20 protein-coding genes are annotated in these 16962 nt (G+C 55.0%); 12 read left to right on the top strand and 8 right to left on the bottom strand.

Translation table 11 applies throughout. The features are described from left to right. Window positions 1-916: 916 nt before the first annotated feature. A complete protein-coding gene (locus GRPL_RS07895) occupies window positions 917-1312 on the bottom strand; it encodes a hypothetical protein (RefSeq protein ID WP_032699977.1) in 396 nt (131 codons plus the stop codon). 266 nt (window positions 1313-1578) lie between these two features. On the opposite strand from GRPL_RS07895, the gene GRPL_RS0125825 reads away from it, so the two are divergent. Then, the gene (locus GRPL_RS0125825) at window positions 1579-1770 is read left to right on the top strand and encodes a hypothetical protein (protein WP_155274639.1); all 192 of its coding nucleotides are present in this window, start codon (window positions 1579-1581) and stop codon (window positions 1768-1770) included. Between the two features lie 118 nt (window positions 1771-1888). Beyond that, window positions 1889-2062 (top strand): GnsA/GnsB family addiction module toxin, encoded by a 174-nt coding sequence (locus GRPL_RS27030; RefSeq protein ID WP_032687879.1) that lies wholly within the window; start codon window positions 1889-1891, stop codon window positions 2060-2062. A 529-nt stretch (window positions 2063-2591) separates the two neighbouring features. On the opposite strand, the gene GRPL_RS27835 is transcribed toward GRPL_RS27030, so the two are convergent. After that, window positions 2592-2714 (bottom strand): small membrane protein, encoded by a 123-nt coding sequence (locus GRPL_RS27835; RefSeq protein WP_086816685.1) that lies wholly within the window; start codon window positions 2712-2714, stop codon window positions 2592-2594. Between the two features lie 614 nt (window positions 2715-3328). Between GRPL_RS27835 and GRPL_RS07905 the strand changes: the two genes are divergently transcribed. Next, window positions 3329-3616: a hypothetical protein gene (locus tag GRPL_RS07905; protein WP_050460915.1), complete on the top strand. Its 288-nt coding sequence runs from the start codon at window positions 3329-3331 to the stop codon at window positions 3614-3616. 49 nt (window positions 3617-3665) lie between these two features. Here GRPL_RS07905 and yncL read toward each other — a convergent pair whose 3' ends face one another. Then, window positions 3666-3761, bottom strand: a complete 96-nt coding sequence (gene yncL, locus GRPL_RS27020; RefSeq protein WP_064610873.1) for a stress response membrane protein YncL — start codon at window positions 3759-3761, stop codon at window positions 3666-3668. Between the two features lie 190 nt (window positions 3762-3951). On the opposite strand from yncL, the gene GRPL_RS27015 reads away from it, so the two are divergent. Together GRPL_RS27015 and GRPL_RS07910 are read left to right on the top strand one after the other, a co-directional pair. Next, window positions 3952-4125, top strand: a complete 174-nt coding sequence (locus tag GRPL_RS27015) for a GhoT/OrtT family toxin (RefSeq protein WP_004861568.1) — start codon at window positions 3952-3954, stop codon at window positions 4123-4125. Between the two features lie 71 nt (window positions 4126-4196). Next, complete coding sequence (locus tag GRPL_RS07910; protein WP_032696283.1) at window positions 4197-4982, top strand: alpha/beta fold hydrolase; 786 nt, start codon at window positions 4197-4199, stop codon at window positions 4980-4982. A gap of 247 nt (window positions 4983-5229) precedes the next feature. Here GRPL_RS07910 and GRPL_RS07915 read toward each other — a convergent pair whose 3' ends face one another. Next, the gene (locus tag GRPL_RS07915) at window positions 5230-6663 is read right to left on the bottom strand and encodes an aldehyde dehydrogenase (RefSeq protein WP_032699975.1); all 1434 of its coding nucleotides are present in this window, start codon (window positions 6661-6663) and stop codon (window positions 5230-5232) included. Between the two features lie 262 nt (window positions 6664-6925). Here GRPL_RS07915 and GRPL_RS07920 point away from each other — a divergent pair, with 262 nt between their 5' ends. Continuing rightward, window positions 6926-8524: an ABC transporter substrate-binding protein gene (locus GRPL_RS07920; RefSeq protein WP_032699974.1), complete on the top strand. Its 1599-nt coding sequence runs from the start codon at window positions 6926-6928 to the stop codon at window positions 8522-8524. A gap of 16 nt (window positions 8525-8540) precedes the next feature. Continuing rightward, window positions 8541-8774 (top strand): YdcY family protein, encoded by a 234-nt coding sequence (locus GRPL_RS07925; protein ID WP_004861582.1) that lies wholly within the window; start codon window positions 8541-8543, stop codon window positions 8772-8774. 9 nt (window positions 8775-8783) lie between these two features. Here the strand turns inward: GRPL_RS07925 and GRPL_RS07930 are convergent, their stop codons facing one another. Beyond that, window positions 8784-9233 (bottom strand): DMT family transporter, encoded by a 450-nt coding sequence (locus GRPL_RS07930; RefSeq protein ID WP_032699971.1) that lies wholly within the window; start codon window positions 9231-9233, stop codon window positions 8784-8786. Further along, on the bottom strand, window positions 9230-9748 hold the full coding sequence (locus GRPL_RS07935) for a GNAT family N-acetyltransferase (RefSeq protein WP_032687873.1): 519 nt from the start codon (window positions 9746-9748) through the stop codon (window positions 9230-9232). The genes GRPL_RS07930 and GRPL_RS07935 overlap by 4 nt, the downstream gene beginning before the upstream one ends. 210 nt (window positions 9749-9958) lie before the next feature. Here GRPL_RS07935 and GRPL_RS07940 point away from each other — a divergent pair, with 210 nt between their 5' ends. The 5 genes from GRPL_RS07940 to GRPL_RS07950 all read left to right on the top strand — a co-directional run bounded on the left by GRPL_RS07940 (window position 9959) and on the right by GRPL_RS07950 (window position 13375). Continuing rightward, window positions 9959-10534: a helix-turn-helix domain-containing protein gene (locus tag GRPL_RS07940; RefSeq protein ID WP_015584412.1), complete on the top strand. Its 576-nt coding sequence runs from the start codon at window positions 9959-9961 to the stop codon at window positions 10532-10534. Window positions 10535-10599: 65 nt separating this feature from the next. Next, on the top strand, window positions 10600-11637 hold the full coding sequence (gene curA, locus GRPL_RS07945; protein ID WP_032687871.1) for an NADPH-dependent curcumin/dihydrocurcumin reductase: 1038 nt from the start codon (window positions 10600-10602) through the stop codon (window positions 11635-11637). Window positions 11638-11843: 206 nt separating this feature from the next. Next, on the top strand, window positions 11844-11987 hold the full coding sequence (locus GRPL_RS28510) for a hypothetical protein (RefSeq protein ID WP_174977721.1): 144 nt from the start codon (window positions 11844-11846) through the stop codon (window positions 11985-11987). A gap of 6 nt (window positions 11988-11993) precedes the next feature. Beyond that, window positions 11994-12833 (top strand): hypothetical protein, encoded by an 840-nt coding sequence (locus GRPL_RS28275; protein ID WP_335199072.1) that lies wholly within the window; start codon window positions 11994-11996, stop codon window positions 12831-12833. Between the two features lie 176 nt (window positions 12834-13009). Continuing rightward, the gene (locus GRPL_RS07950; protein WP_032699969.1) at window positions 13010-13375 is read left to right on the top strand and encodes a DUF596 domain-containing protein; all 366 of its coding nucleotides are present in this window, start codon (window positions 13010-13012) and stop codon (window positions 13373-13375) included. Window positions 13376-13644: 269 nt separating this feature from the next. On the opposite strand, the gene rihA is transcribed toward GRPL_RS07950, so the two are convergent. Then, on the bottom strand, window positions 13645-14580 hold the full coding sequence (gene rihA / locus GRPL_RS07955; RefSeq protein WP_032687870.1) for a pyrimidine-specific ribonucleoside hydrolase RihA: 936 nt from the start codon (window positions 14578-14580) through the stop codon (window positions 13645-13647). A 223-nt stretch (window positions 14581-14803) separates the two neighbouring features. Next, entirely contained in the window at window positions 14804-16915 is a 2112-nt protein-coding gene (gene pqqU, locus GRPL_RS07960; RefSeq protein ID WP_032699983.1) for a TonB-dependent receptor PqqU, read from the bottom strand. Window positions 16916-16962 lie beyond the last annotated feature (47 nt).

The following is a 16962-nucleotide window of genomic DNA, read 5'->3' as shown; positions in this document are numbered from 1 at the left end:
TTTGGGCGCACATCCCTTTCCCGTAAACGCTGAAAACCATTTGTGCAGAGGTGTACTGGTAGGTGATAAAACGTGGGTTTGCCCCGGCGTTTATTGCCCGGAATGCAAATGCATGTCGAGACTCATGCGCTTTCCGGTGTTTGAACCCGGTGGCGCTGGTAATGGTAGGGGAGCGACGCTTCCATCTTCCGCCAGACAATGATCTGAGCTGGTGACGGGCTCATAATCCAGACCATCAGGGGCGTGGTTGTTAATCCAGTCCGGGGCCTGACTTTATCGAACCAGCGCTAATTACACAAACCGCTCGGTTTTTTTCGTGGTCCGCATTCCGAGAAATCCAGAAGTACATATCCTTTTGACTTCATACAGTCCTCGATTTTTTTAGTTCTGGCGTCGTGCTCTGCTATTGTTTCACCGGGCGGCACACCGTTACGAATGAATTTGTTATCCCATGAATTGAGCGAAAACTTTCTGTCCACGCCGCACTCGTACAAATCATTTCGGCGTTTTTGCACGTTAGTATGGCCCATCGTCTGTGGATTCTGGAACGTCTGAACATATGGAAAATAGTCATAGTTACTTGAATCCATATCGGCGACAACACAACCGGTTAAACTAATACACCAAATCAGACTGAACTTTCTTATCGCGTGCACCTGTCAACACTCTCCAGAGTTACGTTTTAGACTTTTCCGTGGCCCTGCTTTCCGGGGTACTTAGTTATAACACACCGCACCCGGCGATAAACGGAGGTGAGAGACCATGTTGATAAAACATTAAGTGCCGACAGAAGCCGAATGTCTGTTGCCGCCATGATGGGGAAGCCGCTGAACCGTGAACGGCGAAGGTGCCGTTCGGAGATCGTCGCCGCGCTATGGCTGCCTGAATTGTCCAAGGAGCGCAGCAACAGGAGAGATTAATGGTCACATCTGGCTTTAACATCGCCGATAAAAGATGCGACGGCATCCTGTAAGACGTTATTTTTGTTGGTTCGGTTAATCGTCATCATCGCTTTGGTCTCATCGGTGGAAATTTGCCATGTCTGGATAGTCAGCCCCAGCTCCGTGGCATAGGTTCCGGTCATGGCCGTTGGGCTTAACACGGTGTAGTTCATGATGCTGTCGGTCACGGAAGGGGATTTTTTATCAATATTTACCACCACTACTTTCTCGGCGAAACCATCGTTTTTAATGGCAAATTGGTTGTACTCATAGGCGCCAGAACCCCGCAAGTTTTCAATAACCCAGCATCCCGCACTGGCGGATGAGGAGGCCAGCAGCAGAACACAACCGAGATAATAAGTCCTCGCCATTATTCATTCTTCCTTATAGTGACAATCTGAAGGGGGCTGATGAAATACTCTCCGCCGATCTGCTGCTAAATATTGCGTATTTTCGCGTGCAGTTAAAGAAAATACAGTAGCAAAGCCGGGAAATGGCTCTCAGTATCCCTGTTTATCGCAATACATCGCCGTTCTGTAGGCGGTATCTGATGGCGTGGAATAGTATTCGGCAGGGAGTGCGTCAAATTGACACGACATGGCAGCAATTTGCATCAATAGCACTAGAGGGCTGGCACATGAGCGCCTATGCCGCAGGCAATTTTACCGATGCAGAAGAGACAATCTATACCAAAGACCTGGGCAAATCCGGGAGGCTCTTCAAGCGGAAAAACGGTCTGACCGCCATGTTCTTTCCTCTGCAGGGTGGGCGTACTATGCTTAAAAAATGGCGTTGTGATACGGGGCTCGATATCACTAACAACCGATGACAAAAAACAGCTTCAATGAAGATAACCTATTGTTTATAATGGATTAGGGTTGGCTTTCGGCTAACGCGGGACAACCCTTACGCTAAACGACATCGTGAAATTCAAGGAGAGTTGACCAATGAAAAGCGAAGAGCTGACTCGTAAAGCTGAAGAAGAGATCTCGGCGCTGATTAGCAAAAAGGTTGCAGAACTGCGCAAGAAAACGGGGCAAGAAGTCTCTGAAATTGAGTTTGTTGCTCACGAAACCATGTCGGGTCTTGACGGATACGACGTCAGGATCAAGCTGATGTGAAAGATAAAGGTCGCCGGGGCGGCCTTTTTTATGCCTGCTGCTGCGAATGGGGCAACCTTCAGGGGTCGGCTATGAGTATGAGGCGGTGCCTGGGCGATCGCGAGCTTGTTACGGCCGGGATAGTCACTCTCTGCGTGCATTAGCTTGCTAATAGTCACAATGGCAGTTATTGCTAAAACAGAAGCAGTGAAATATGAGAGGATTCTTATGCCCCTTCAAGAGCTAAGCCAATGAGTGCCGGAGATAAGCGCCGGGTGGGGCGTGTAATCTGCCTTTCAGCGCGGACAGACAGAAAACTCATCAGATAACATTTCCATCGCTGCGGCAATCCACAATAAAACCCCTGTATTCAATACAGGGGTTTTTTGTTGGTGGCTATAACGTCGGCACAATAGGTTAGAGAGGGACGCAGAGATGCCGGAATGTTCTATTTCCCGCATGAACTGTGGTGTTATTTGTCACCCATGAAGTCGCAGTGAGTAAAATGTTTTCTGGCGTATCCGCAGGATGTTGTCACGCGCGCGTCGAGCTATCGCTTTGATTTTTTTGTCGGTAAACCAGACTGACGACGATCGCGAATGTAAGAAACCAGATTATACGCTGCAATTACCAGCAATAGCAGTGCCACAATAAGCACAATAATTCCAGACATGTACCACCCCAAAATAAATGAGTAAAAGCAAAAAAGGTCAAAATATGCAATTAAGAATGTAATTTCTAAAAGATGAGAACGCAAATGATATTTACTGATAAGTGCATTGTCAGTCAGTGTTGAAAATAGAGGGTTGATTTGTTTATTTGTTATAAAACAGTGTGTTGTGGTGTTTTGTTTACTGGTTTTCTTGAACGGATTGTGTAAGTTCTTCCGCATTTTTAGTCAATTTCCGGAGGTTTTTTTATTATCCGTCATTAATTTACCGTATGATTTATGATGTTTTTTAGGTTTGTTCTTATACACTATTTTTATTATTCGTCGAACCTTTCGCGACGTCATGTAAGACATCAGACAGTTATTCCCTTTTAATTTCACCTGAGCAGATTACTTTCATGGAGGCAATGAGGAAAATTGTTCATATTGTCCAGTAAGCTGCAGAGATGGACGCTGGAGAATGAAAGGGGATCGACAGAGGCCTCTTTGGGTTCAACTACATTTTGTTCTACTACTTGTTCTGCTACATTGTGTAGATCAAATGTTAAAAAACACTGTCCGGCCGCGGCGGCCAGGGGGTAAAAGGATGTTTGAGGTTTGACTTTACAGGCAGGCTCATGCGAACATTTGTCATAATTTGTTACTTTGACGTTGATCTTGTTTTGAAAAAAATAGCTTTTTTTCTGTCAGTGGCCTGCGCCACGGCAATGGTGTATGGCAATTTACCTGCCCGGCATATTAGCCTTTGTGAACAGCAGGGGGTCAGCGAGTCCATCTGCGCAGCGGCTGAATGGGATAATGAAAAAATTAATCTGCTGCCTGACTATAACCCTGAATATATAAAGGCTAATGCCGAGCTTCAGGCTCAGACCCGCGCGGATAAAACCGTCGCGATTAAAGCGTAAAAAAGCAGCCCGCAGAGGCTGCTTTTTTAGGTTTCTTTGCTGAATAAAATCAGTAAAACCAACCAAAACGAACAGATAACAGGCTGATAAGCGCGAAAGCTACGCCGACATTAATCAGAATTACGGTTTTGCTGGAAACATCCATAACGCCACCTTTATGAGTAAGCCTCTACAGGTATAGTACGAGGCGAAAGGAAGTGCTATCAGACAAGGATGAATTGGCTGTTTTCCGCTGATTAAGCGCGCTATTCATTGTGTGATTTTGCGGACTGTGTCGCACTCCTGGTGCCGCTCATCTCCGTATCATAATGAGGCTTATCAGGGAAGGAAGAAGAATGACCTTATACCAGAAAATGCTGGTTTTTTATGCAGTTATGGGATGTATTTGTGCGATCATTAGCTGGTTTCTGACAAAAGAAAGCCGGTTGATTCGCCTGCTGGCCGCACTGTTGATTGGCGCCACCTGGCCGTTTAGCTTTCCGATGGCGCTGCTGGTCTCGTTATTCTGACAGCATAAAGCGATGGCAACCGTCATAATGTTACTGTATAAAAATACAGTAACTGTTGGCGGGGTAACCTTATGAAGAGCTATTTTTCCTCATTCGCTGGCGCGACCGTGCGCTGGTTTGATTTCCCAGGGCACGGCGACCCGGTGGTCTTTATTCACGGGTTGGGTTGTGCATCCTCTTATGATTATCCAGGCGTGGTGACCGATCCGGCTTTTTCCGGTCAGCGGGCCCTGCTGATCGACCTGCCAGGCTTTGGCTATAGCGACAAGCCTGGATCCTTTGGTTACGGCACCGCTGAACAGGCGCGGGTTGTTGTGGAGCTGCTTGACAGTCTGCAACTGACTCGCTGCTCACTGTTCGGGCACAGCATGGGCGGCAGTATTGCTATTGAAGCGGCTGAGCTTCTGGGCCGCCGGGTCCAGGCTCTGCTGGTCTCCGAACCCAATCTTTATGCCGGTGGTGGCATGTACAGTCGGGCTATCGCCGCCCAACCGGAAGCCGGGTTTGTGGCGCGCGGCTTTGCCGATCTGCTGGCAGCGGAAACCTCTCCCTGGGCCGGGTGTCTGCAAAACAGCGCACCCTGGGCGGTATGGCGAGGGGCCAGCAGCCTGGTTGATGGGGTGTCGCCGTCCTGGTTCGCGCGCTTTCAGCAATTATCCTGCCGCAAGGCGCTGATTTATGGTGAACTGTCGCTTCCTGCTCAGGAGGCTGACGATGTTGTCGCCGCCGGTATTCCGCTGCTGGTGGTGCCGGATGCGGGCCACTCTATGGCCTGGGAGAATCCCGTTGCCCTGGCCGATTGTATGGCGCAATTCTTCAGCCGTGCTCAGGCGGACGGCGAAATATCGCCGGGGTGATTAGTTTGCCCGACCGCGCGGAGGCCGGAACCGCCAGCCGTGGCGTGCGTAGACGCTGGCGTTCAGCGGGAACGACTTTTCTGCCCGGTTGGCAGGAGATGCGCTGGTTAGGGACCCGCAACCTTTCGCCGTGGCGTGCGGTCGCAATGGCATTGCGACCGTTCCGCGGTCAGCCTTCCGCACAACGGCTGCTCACTGGCGCGGTTTAAACCGGTTAGGAGAACGGGCTAACCGGCAGAACCGGGGGTTAAAACGGTAGTTCGCGCGGACTGGTCTGCAGCGTTATCCAGCGTAGTTCGGTAAACTCGGCAATAGCTGCGCGGCCGCCGAAGCGTCCGTAGCCGGAAGCTTTGCAGCCGCCAAACGGCATTTGCGCTTCATCGTGCACGGTGGGGCCATTAATGTGGCAAATGCCGGTTTGCAATCTCTGGGCTACATTCCACGCCCGGGCGGTGTCGCGACTGTATACCGCCGAGGAGAGCCCGTATTCGCTTTCGTTGGCTACCGTCAGCGCTTCCTGCTCACCCTGCACCCGGATAATGGCTTTTACCGGGCCAAAGGATTCCTCCTGCCATATCCGCATGCTGCGGGTCACTCCATCAAGCAGGGTGGCGCGCATCTGGGTGGTGTCGGCTTTACCACCGGTTAACAGCCGGGCCCCTTTGGCCAGCGCGTCGTCAATCAACTCATTGCAGCGTGTGACGGTCTTCATATCGACAACCGGCCCCATCAGCCCGGCGGGCAAGGTTGCCGCGCGGCGACTGAGCAGAGCGATAAAGGCGTCGGCTATTGATTGGTCGACGATAATGCGCTCGGTCGACATACAGATCTGCCCGGCGTTAGCGAATGCGCCAAAGAGGGCGCCGGCCGCCGCTTGTTCGAGATCGGCATCGTCGAGGACCAGCAGCGGCGCTTTGCCGCCCAGTTCAAGCACTGCCGGTTTCAGGTGCTCTCCGCAGGTGCGGGCGATAATGCGTCCGACCGGCGTGGAGCCGGTAAAGTTGACGCGGCGCACTGCCGGATGGGCGATAAGCGACTCCACCAGCGCGGGCGCATCCGCCGGCTCGCAGGTGAGATAGTTCACGACGCCGTCCGGTAATCCCGCCGCAGCCAGCGCATCAATAATCAGCGCCTGACTGGCGGGCGACATCTCCGCCCCTTTCAGGATCACCGTATTCCCGCAGGCTAACGGTGTCGCAATCGCGCGCGTGGCGAGGATCAGCGGCGCATTCCACGGCGCCATCCCCAGTACCACCCCAGCCCCCTGACGCACGGCCATGGCCAGATTGCCCGGTACATTCGACGGAATAATCTGCCCTTCGATCTGGGTGGTGAGGGCGGCGGCCTCACGCAAAATGTCGGCGGCAAGATGAACGTTAAAACCCGCCCAGTGCGCCGTCGCGCCCGTCTCAGCTGACATGGCGGCGATGAATTTTGCTTCACGATGCTGCATTTGCTCCGCCGCCTCCAGCAGCAGGCGACGACGTTCGGCGGGGGGCGTATCGCGCCATTGCGGGAAGGCGGCAGCGGCGGCTTCGACGCTGCGTCGGGCATCGGCCAGGCTCGCCGCCGATGCGATGGACGCGGGCTGTTCGCTGAGCGGATTGGCACGGGTAAAGGTAGCCTGGCCTTCAGCATCATGCCACTGGCCTTGGGTATATAAGTTGCAGGTTATTGTCATGGGAAAACCTCGTTGTGCGGCGTTCTGCGGTTTTCCGAGTGTATCGGGCGACGAGACCGCGTGGGGCAGGCAGGGCGGTTATCGCACGTTTTTTTTCGGGTTTTATAGGCAGTTCACAACTTCAGCAGGCTGGCCCGGACTGGACAATAAACCGGCGAAAACAGCGCTTTCAGCATAACCTGATACCGATTGATTATTTGCCGGTTGCATGCCGCTGTGCTGTTATTAGAGCACTTATAACAAATTGATAAGGTTTATAACCATGTCTACAGGGAAAACGTTGATTGCGCTGGCGTTAAGCGCATGGCTGCCGGCCGGCGCCGCATGGGCGGCCGGTAACGATACGCTGATCTATTGCTCCGAAGCCTCGCCGGAATCATTTAACCCGCAGATTGCCAGCTCCGGCCCCTCGTTTGTGGCCAGCTCACAGGTGCTCTACAACCGTCTGATCACCTTTGATCCGGTTAAAAACACGCCGATCCCTTCGCTGGCCACTGCGTGGACCGTGTCGCCAGATGGCAAAACCTGGACCTTTACCCTGCGTAAAGGAGTGAAGTTCAACAGCAATAAGTACTTTACTCCGACCCGCGATTTCAACGCCGATGACGTGCTGTTCTCCGTCCTGCGTCAACAGGATGCGAAACATCCGTACCATAACGTTTCGCAAGGCAACTATGAATATTTTCACGATGTCGGGCTGGATAAGCTGATTAAAGAGGTGAAAAAGGTCGATGATTATCATGTCCAGTTTGTACTGACGGAGCCGAATGCCGCCTTCCTCGCCGACTGGGGAATGGATTTTGCCTCAATACTCTCCGCGGAATACGCCGATGCCATGATGAAGAAAGGCACGCCGGAGTATGTTGATACCTGGCCTGTCGGGACCGGTCCGTATGTGCTTCAGCAGTATAAAGTCGATTCGCTTATCCGCTACATTGCCAATCCGCATTATTGGGAAGGCGAGGTGCCGACAAAGCATCTGATTTTCTCCATCACCCCGAATGTCGAGACTCGCCTGGCGAAGCTGCAAACCAACGAATGTCAGATTATCCCGGCGCCGTCGCCGGTGCAGTTTGCCGCGATCAAGGGCAATAAAGATCTGGCGCTGCATGCTGTTGAAGCGCTGAACGTCGGCTATCTGGCGTTTAATACCGAGAAAAAACCGTTTGATAACGTGCTGGTACGTCAGGCGCTGAACTACGCCACCGACAAACAGGCAATCGTCAAAGCGGTGTTTATGGATTCGGGCGTGGTGGCCAAATCTCCACTGCCGGCGAATATGCTCGGTTATAAGAAAGATCTGCCGGATTACGCCTACGATCCGCAAAAGGCTAAAGCGCTGCTGAAGCAGGCCGGGCTGGAAAACGGGGCGGAGGTGACCTTGTGGTCGATGCCGGTACAGCGCCCCTACAACCCCAATTCGCGTCGCATTGCTGAAATGATTCAGAACGACTGGAGCAAAGTGGGCATCAAGGCCAAAATCGTCACCTATGAGTGGGGGGAATATCTCTCCGGCATGCGTAAAGGCGAACACGACAGCGCCCTGTTTGGCTGGATGTCGGACAATGGCGACCCGGACAACTTTGCCGGGACGTTGCTGAGCTGTGATAATATCAAGAGCGGCTCCAACGTTGCCCGCTGGTGCGATAAGTCGTATGACGCGCTGGTCAAAAAAGCGATTCTGGTCAGCGATCCGCAACAACGCGCCGCGCTATATGGTCAGGCGCAAGAGATCTTTTATCAGCAGGCGCCATGGATTACCCTGGCGACCGGGAAAACCTTCTACGCCACGCGCAGCAACGTTAGCGGGTATAGCGTGAGCCTGATGGGGAGCGATTTTTCGAAGGTTAAATTGAACTAAGCCGAAAGGAGCACATATGGCACATCTGGATGACGTTATCGCCCGTGTCGATGCGGCGATCGCCGAAGGGGTGATTACTCACATGAATGAACTGCTGGTGGCGCTGAGTGACGATGCTGAGCTGAGCCGCGACGAACGCTATACCCAGCAGCAGCGTTTACGCACCACGATTGCCCACCACGGCCGTCAGCAGCATGAAGAGCAGGAAACGCGCCGCGAGCAGTTGAATAAAGGCGGCGCCATTCTCTGATATTGCGCGCTAAAACTGGCGTCTGGCCACCAGCCAGGCGCCTGCCACCAGCATCACCGCGCCGCACAGCGGCCCCAGCAACGCCCGCCACGGCACGCCGTGAGCGCGAATGATATCCATCGCTAATCCCCCCACCAGCTGGCTGGCAATCAGCACCGCGATGGTGGTGGCGGCGCCAACGTTCTGATAGCCACTGATGCTGGCGAAGACAAAAAACGATCCCAGTAATCCTGGAATGAGCGTCCACCATTTTATGCTGAGCGCCAGCTCCTGAAAGCCCGCCGCACCGTGGCGCAGCAGCAGAATGGTAACAAAAATCACAATCCCCACCAGCGAGTTCAGCAGCATCGCAATGAGTATTGTGGAGGCGGACTGCGTAATGCGCACCATCAGCGTATTTTGCACCACCAGTCCGACGCCTGCGGCAATCAGACAGGCGAGGGTCAGCGAAGCGTTCATGCGCTGGCGTCCGGATCGCGACGATCGTCGAGCTGGAGCTGCATAAAGGTCAGATCCAGCCAGCGGCCAAATTTTGTGCCGACCTGCGGCATCTGCCCGGTGGTGACAAACCCGAGCGTTTCATGCAGATGCAAAGAGGCCTGGTTTTGCGCTTCGATACCGGCCACCATGACATGTTTGTTCAGGCGACGGGCCTCCTTAATCAGCGCCACCAGCAGGCTGCGGCCTAATCCTTTACCCTGATGGTCGGGGTGGACGTAGACTGAATGTTCGACGGTATGGCGAAAGCCGTCAAATGCGCGCCAGTCGCCAAACGAAGAATAGCCGGTCACCACGCCGTTTTCTTCGCTCACCAGAACCGGGTAGCCTGCCAGCTGACGCGCTTCAAACCAGGCGATGCGGTTATCGGTATCGACGGTTTTGTCATTCCAGATGGCGGCGGTGTGCAGCACCGCGTGGTTGTAAATTTCGGCAATCGCCGCGCAATCTTCTTTGCAGGCATAACGAATGGTCATAGCAAACCTCAACTCAATCTCTGTACACTATAGTAGTACGATATTATTACAATAATGTACGCAATGCTGTCATCTGTTTTAGCAAGAAATTTATCAAGAGCTGTCGTCCGTGGGCAGGTATAGCAGGGGCAGCGTGGCCAGAGGGTATGGAGCTGGCTTTGCCCGCGCTCGCCTTGTCTGAGATTGATTCATACACTATAGTACTACGCTATGAATACTATTGAAGACAATATGAATCAGCGCATTAGCGCCCGTATCCGTATCGAACGCGAATCTCGCGGCTGGTCGCTCAGCGAACTGGCCGAACGCGCCGGCGCCTCACGCGCTATGATCCACAAGATCGAGCGCGGCGAGAGTAGCCCGACGGCATCGATGCTCGGGCGGCTGTCCGGTGCTTTCGGCATCAGTATGTCGACGCTGATTGCCCGAGCGGAGATGCAGGAAGGTAAACTGCTGCGCTTTGCCCAGCAGCCGGTCTGGCGCGATCCGCAAAGCCACTATTTACGGCGTCACGTGTCGCCGCGTAGCGATCTGCCCATCGACCTGGTGCAGGTGGAGCTGCCGGCGGGGAGCGATGTGCCGATGCCCGCCGCCTCCTACGCGCTGGCGCGTCAGCTGATCTGGCTGCAACAGGGGGAGCTGGTGTTTGTCGAGGGCGCGACCCGGCATGAGATGCGGGCCGGTGATTGCCTCGAGTTGGGGCCGCCTAACGACTGCCGTTTTATCAATGAGTCCAGCACCTCCTGCACCTATCTGGTGGTGCGATTAAATCAATCTGCCTCATAATGCCAATGTGCGCGGCGGCAATTGCGACTAGCCTCAGTACAGGTCCTAAACAAGAGGAGTTTGCTATGGCTTTTCATCCGCAACGTCACCGCCGCTGGGTACTGGCTTCTCGCCCGCACGGCGAGCCGACAGGGGATAATTTCCGTCTGGAAGAGAGCGATGCCCCGACGCCCGGTCCCGGGCAAGTGCTTCTGCGCACGGTTTATCTCTCGTTAGACCCCTACATGCGCGGGCGCATGAGCGATGCACCGTCCTACTCGCCGCCGGTTGCCATCGGCGCCGTGATGGTCGGTGGAACGGTGAGTCGCGTTGAAGCGTCTCACCACGCTGACTTTAAACCGGGAGAGTGGGTGCTGAGCTACGGCGGCTGGCAGGATTTTGAACTCTCCGATGGCAACGGGCTGGTGAAGCTGGGCGAACATCCGCAACACCCGTCGTGGGCGCTCGGCATCCTCGGGATGCCCGGTTTTACGGCCTATATGGGGCTGCTGGATATCGGTCAGCCGAAGGCGGGAGAAACGCTGGTGGTGGCCGCGGCCACCGGGCCGGTGGGCGGTACGGTCGGCCAGATCGCGAAGCTGAAGGGATGTCGGACGGTGGGGATTGCCGGCGGCAGCGAGAAATGCCGTTATGCCGTCGAGACGCTGGGCTTTGACGTCTGCCTCGATCACCGCGCGCCTGATTTTGCCGAACAGCTGGCGCAGGCTTGCCCGCAGGGCATTGACGTTTACTATGAAAACGTCGGCGGCAAGGTGTTTGATGCCGTGCTGCCGCTGCTCAATACCTCGGCGCGGGTACCGGTGTGCGGCCTGGTGAGCGGCTATAATGCGACCGAACTGCCGGAAGGGCCGGATCGTCTGCCGCTATTGATGGCGACGCTGCTGAAAAAACGGATCCGGATGCAGGGCTTTATTATCGGCCAGGACTACGGGCATCGTATTGCCGAATTCCAGCAGGAGATGGGGCGCTGGGTGCAGGAAGGAAAAATCAAATACCGCGAGCAGCTCGTTGAGGGCCTCGAAAATGCGCCACAGACGCTGATTGGCCTGCTGAAGGGCGAAAACTTCGGCAAAGTGGTCATCCGCGTTTCGCCTGACGAATAACAAACACTGCCCCCGGTCTTGCTGCGCTGACCGGGGCCTACGCCCCGATCGCTAGCCCGCATCACACGCAAGCGCGCTATCCGCGCTTTCCCTTATCGCATCCCCCTATCAACTGTCCCTGAATCAACTCAGATGGCACGGTAAAACCGATTACCGGCGAGGGAGCAAAGCCTCAGCTTGCCGTCGACACTAAGGCGCTGGGCGGGATGTCTGCCGGAAAAATCCGCCTTGTTGCCACCGAAGACGGGGTGGGAGTCAACCTGAACAGCGTTACCGCCACCCAACAGGATATTTCCCTGACGACGGCCGGAAAAATCACCCTCAGAATGTTAAAGCGCAGACAGACCTGAACGTCAGTGGCCGGGAAATCGGTCAGCCATGCTGTGCTGGTGGGCATCAGCGCGGAAATCGGGCGGGGAGACGGGAAAGGAGCGGCCGCTGGTGCCCTGGCGACGGAGTTGGCCGGCGTCATCATGCAAAGTTCGTTGTTCGAACCCGCTAATCTGAATGAGCAAGAGCGCCAGTTGCAGCGTCTGCAGGAAGCACTAAACGGTAACGAGGCAAAAGAGCAAACGGCCCGCGTGATTGGCGCGTTGACCGGTATGTTGACCACGCATACGCCCGAAGGCGCGTATAGCGGTGCAGACAGTGCGCAAAATGTTTACCGCTACAATATGACGGAGCATATGTTGCAACAGTATGCCCTGGATAATCAGCGGGATATTCTGGCGGCAGATAAAGGGGATAAGGAGGCAGCTAAACGCGTTCAGGCCCGGAGGGAAGCGGCGATTATCGTGGCTGCTGCCAGCGGCGGAGGTATGGCACTGACCGCAGGTGGAATGACTCTGGTTGGTACGGCCCCCGAGCTGGTTCTGGCGGATACTCAGTCTGTTGCCAGTTTTATCAAAGGAGAAACAGCCGCCGGGACGAATCTTTCTACGAAAACGGCAGATTATGTCCGCGATATTCAGAAAACCAATACTGACCAGTTAGTTAAAGTGTTTGATCCAAAACAGAGTAGCGATAAGCTCAATGTGTTCGGGAAGGAGTTTGCGCAGGTGTTGGGTGACGGGGGAAGTAATAAGTACGGAACGACCAAGGTCTTTGCGACAGAAAAACTTTCCGACCGAGATATCATTGATTATGCGCAATCTTTGACGGGGGAGAGCCATTTAAAGAAATCACGACTCCTTTAGGTACAGTTTATTTTTCAAAAAAAGATAGTGTAACAATAAGCCTGCGCGACTATTCCGCAATTGAAGAAAAAACAAATGCTCGCGGGACAATAGAAATTTTAAGTAATGAAGACTTGCAAGCCTTACAGGGCAAAGTTAAGAAAAAAGTTGAGATCAAGTTTCGGTGAGGTGTTTATATGTTATATAGCGATGATGAATATAAGCTGTTTGCTGAGGAACTGGAAGGATCATCCATGGGTACCGTATGGTCTGCCATGAGGGCGGATAATTTTGGGAAAGAAGAGTTATCATATAAAGAAAAATGCGACTATTTTTTTGAACTTATGGAACGCCTTCTTCTGGAAGGAAAAATAAAATTAGCAAGTCGAGGAAAATATCTGGAAGGAAGCATCGACGAACAAATTTCCTTGTATCGTGAAAACTTTCCCAAAAACCAGGAGGAAATGGAAGAGGATGCTTTTGATGGCTTCTGGTTTCTGACGGAAAAATGCCCTGGCGGCATAGTCTGGATCCATGATAATGGCTATGAAGACTGGACCTGATACACCACTAGTCATAACGGCTCTTCGGAGCCGTTATCCTTGAATATCTTTCCCATGTAAACGCTGTTTGTCGGTCACGATACTGACATTAACGGCGCTGCCAGCCTCTGATAGGTCCAACCCGGACAGACCAAAGGCAGGGTTATTGACGAACGAGCGGACAGGGCCTGCGCCTGACAAACTCGTCGCCTGATACTCTGCAAACTGCCGGCGATCGTCTTTATTCAGAAGGCAGTATCGCAGCCTTTAACGTCTCGCAGAATCTAAAGTCAGCCATAAAACGCCAGCCGCTCGGCTAACAGGTCGACAAACCCCTCCCGGTCGACATCCAGCAAGACCGTGGTATTTGGCTGATTGCCGGTGAGGAAGTAATAATCGACCACCGTCATGCCCTGGGTATATTTCCCCTGGGTTTCCACGCCGACCCAGCGCTCAACGCTGGTAAACAGCTCCGGCTTCAGCAGCCAGGCGATGGTGCAGGGGTCGTGCAGCGGGGCGCCGGTGAAGCCCCATTTAGCATCCTTGTGATACTCCATAAAGAAGTCGAGCAGTTCGGCAACAATGGTGGCTACCGGGTTGCCGAGCTGGCGGAAACGTTCGATATCCAGGCCATGAATCTGCGCCCGATGCGTGACATCCAGCCCGGCCATCACCACCGGAATACCCGACTGGAAGACGATCTCCGCCGCTTCCGGGTCGACGTAGATATTAAACTCGGCGGCGGGCTGCCAGTTGCCGAGTACCATCGCGCCGCCCATCATCACGATACGCGCGATCTTGTCATGCAGTTCCGGGTGGCTGTTGAGCAGCAGGGCGACGTTGGTTTGCGGGCCGGTGGCGACAATCGTCACCGGCTGCGGGCTTTCGCGCAGCGTTTTCGCCATCAGCTCCACGGCGGTAACGCTCTGCGGGGCAAAATCAGGCTCCGGCAGCGCCGGGCCGTCGAGCCCGCTTTCGCCGTGAACGTTATCAGCGATGATCAGCTCCCGCATCAGCGGCTTACGCGCGCCGCCGGCCACCGGAATATCCTGGCGTTGCAGCAGCGTCAGCATGCGCAGCACGTTACGCAGGGTTTTCTCCGGCGTCTGGTTACCGGCGGAGGAGGTGATGGCTTTGACGTCAAGTTCGGGTGAGGCGAGGGCGAGAACGATAGCGATGGCGTCATCATGACCCGGGTCGCAATCAAGGATGATTGGCAGTGCCATAGCGGCTCCTTTTTATGGGCGTTATTTGTGATAAGGGTAACGCTCTGGGGCACAACAGACGAGAAAGGATAAATCAAAGCGTGAAGTATGCCGCATTATGATGGTGGAGGGGATGATTCCCCGCTGGCGCTGCGCTTCGCGGGGCGACGAGGTTATGCGGGCCGTTTCCCCGGTGGCGCGGTACCTACCGGGGAGTCAGGTTTATACGGTCTGATGCCGGGGGTTACTCAAAACGCCAGGCGAGGTTCAGCCCGACGCCGTAGTTACGTCCCGGCGCCGGTTCATAGTAGCGACCGTTGGACTCGTTGACAATCACCGAGCCGACGTAGCGGCGATCGAAGAGATTATCGACGCGGCCAAACAGATCCATGTCCATCTTGCCATAGCTCCACTTATAGCCGGTGGTCAGGCCGACCACCGTCCAGGACGGCGCTTTGGCGGTGTTCTCGTCGTTAGCCATAATATCGCTCATATAGCGGATATCGCTGCCGGCGTACCAGCCGCGTTCCGGCTGATAGCCGAACGATGCGTAGCCCATATTACGGGCGATCCCCGGAATACGGTTGCCGTTGCAGCTGGCGTCGTCGCAGACGTTGGTCCGGTAGGTGGCATCCAGCCAGGTCCACGCGGCTTTCAGACGCCAGCTTTCGCCAAACTGTTGATCCAGTCCCAGCTCCATCCCCTGACGGCGGGTTTTACCGGCATTCTTGTAGCTGGTGCGTCCGCCGCTGCTGGCATCCACCACAATCTCGTTATCGGTATTGGTCTGGAACAGGGCGGCGGTAAACAGGCCATTGCCGACCCGCGTCTTACTGCCGATCTCGACCGTTTCATTGGTCGACGGCTGCAGGCCGAAATTGAGGCCGCTCTGGTCGCCTGAACGATAGGAGAGCTCGTTAATGGTCGGCGTTTCAAAACCGCGACCGGCGGAGAGATAGACGTTCCATGCTTCGGTGACCGCGTACTTCAACGACCCGGCCGGCAGCCATTTATGGTAGCTGGCGTCACCGCTGTCATCGCCGTTGCCTGGCGTAATGTAATAGTCGTTGGAGTCGAACCACACCGAGCTGTAGCGCACCCCGGCATCAAGGGAGAGTTTGTCCGTCAGCTGCCACTGGGTCTGCAGATAGGGGTCGATGTTCCACATCAGGTTGCGTTCGTTACGGCGCAGGTTCCCCTCTTCGCCGTACTGCGGCGCGCCGTTGACCATCACGAAGTTTTCAAAGCCTTTGCGCCGCTCGCTCATGTTTTCATAGTCGAGGCCGGTGGTGAAGGTGACCGGCACCAGCAGCTCGCCGCGGTGGGTCCAGCGGGTATCGATCCCCTGATAGTGGCGGGTCAGGTCAATCACGCCGCCGGCATGGCCAGGATTGAGCTGCGGCGCGCGGGGGATTGACTGATATTGCGTGGTTTCACGCTCGCCGGCGTACATCATCACGCTCAGGTCGTCCTGCTCGCTCAGCTGACGCTCATAGCGTAATCCCGCCTGGGTCTGCTTCGTCGATTTGCGGGTATTGTACTGATCGCCGCGCGGCGACTGGCGCGGGTTATTCTGCCATTCATCGTAGGTCAGGCCGCCGGCGTCATTGGCTTTGATATCCACGCTGTTAAACAGCAGGGTTAGCTTACTGACGTCATTGATGCGCACGCCGAGTTTGGCGTTGGCAAGATTTTTACGCGCGCCGCTGTGATCGCGATAGCCGTGGGTGGTAAAGCGGTTGGTCGACACGGTGTAATCGACGTCACCGGCGTGGGTGCCGTCGCCGACGGCGCCGGTGGCCTTCAGACCGTAGTGCCAGGTGCCGAAGCTACCGTAATAACTACTGGCCTCGATGGTCGGCGGCTGGCTGCCGGTCTGGCTGGTCACGTTAATCACGCCGCCTGAGGAGTTGCCGTACAGCGCGGAGAACGGCCCGCGCAGGACATCGATGCTCTCGACGCTGCCGATATCAATATTCGAGGTTTGTCCCTGGCCATCGGGCATGGTGGCCGGAATGCCGTCAACGTAAATGCGCAGCCCGCGCACGCCGTAGGTGGAACGGGAACCAAAGCCGCGAATCGATAGCTGCAGATCCTGAGCATAGTTCTGTCGGTTCTGAACCTGCAGCCCCGGTACGGCGCCCAGCGATTCAGAGAGATTGACTCGTGGCGCCGCCTGGCGCATCTCATCCCCGTTAACGACGCTGACCGCCGCGGGGGTATCGAGTTCGGAGACCGCGGTCGGAGCGGCGGTCACAACCATTGTTTGTTCATCGCTGGCGCTGGTCTGGGCCACTGCGATCAGCGGGAAAAGGAGGGCAGGTAGCGCAGCCGTGCGCACGGAATGGATTTTCATAAAGCTACTCGTAAAACGAACCAAACGGAACATATGTCCATATGTTA

Source organism: Klebsiella planticola ATCC 33531 (assembly GCF_000735435.1).
GTDB classification, from domain to species: Bacteria; Pseudomonadota; Gammaproteobacteria; order Enterobacterales; family Enterobacteriaceae; genus Klebsiella; species Klebsiella planticola.
The sequence above is the reverse complement of the archived record's forward strand: the minus strand, read 5'-3'. Positions and strand labels throughout refer to the sequence as shown.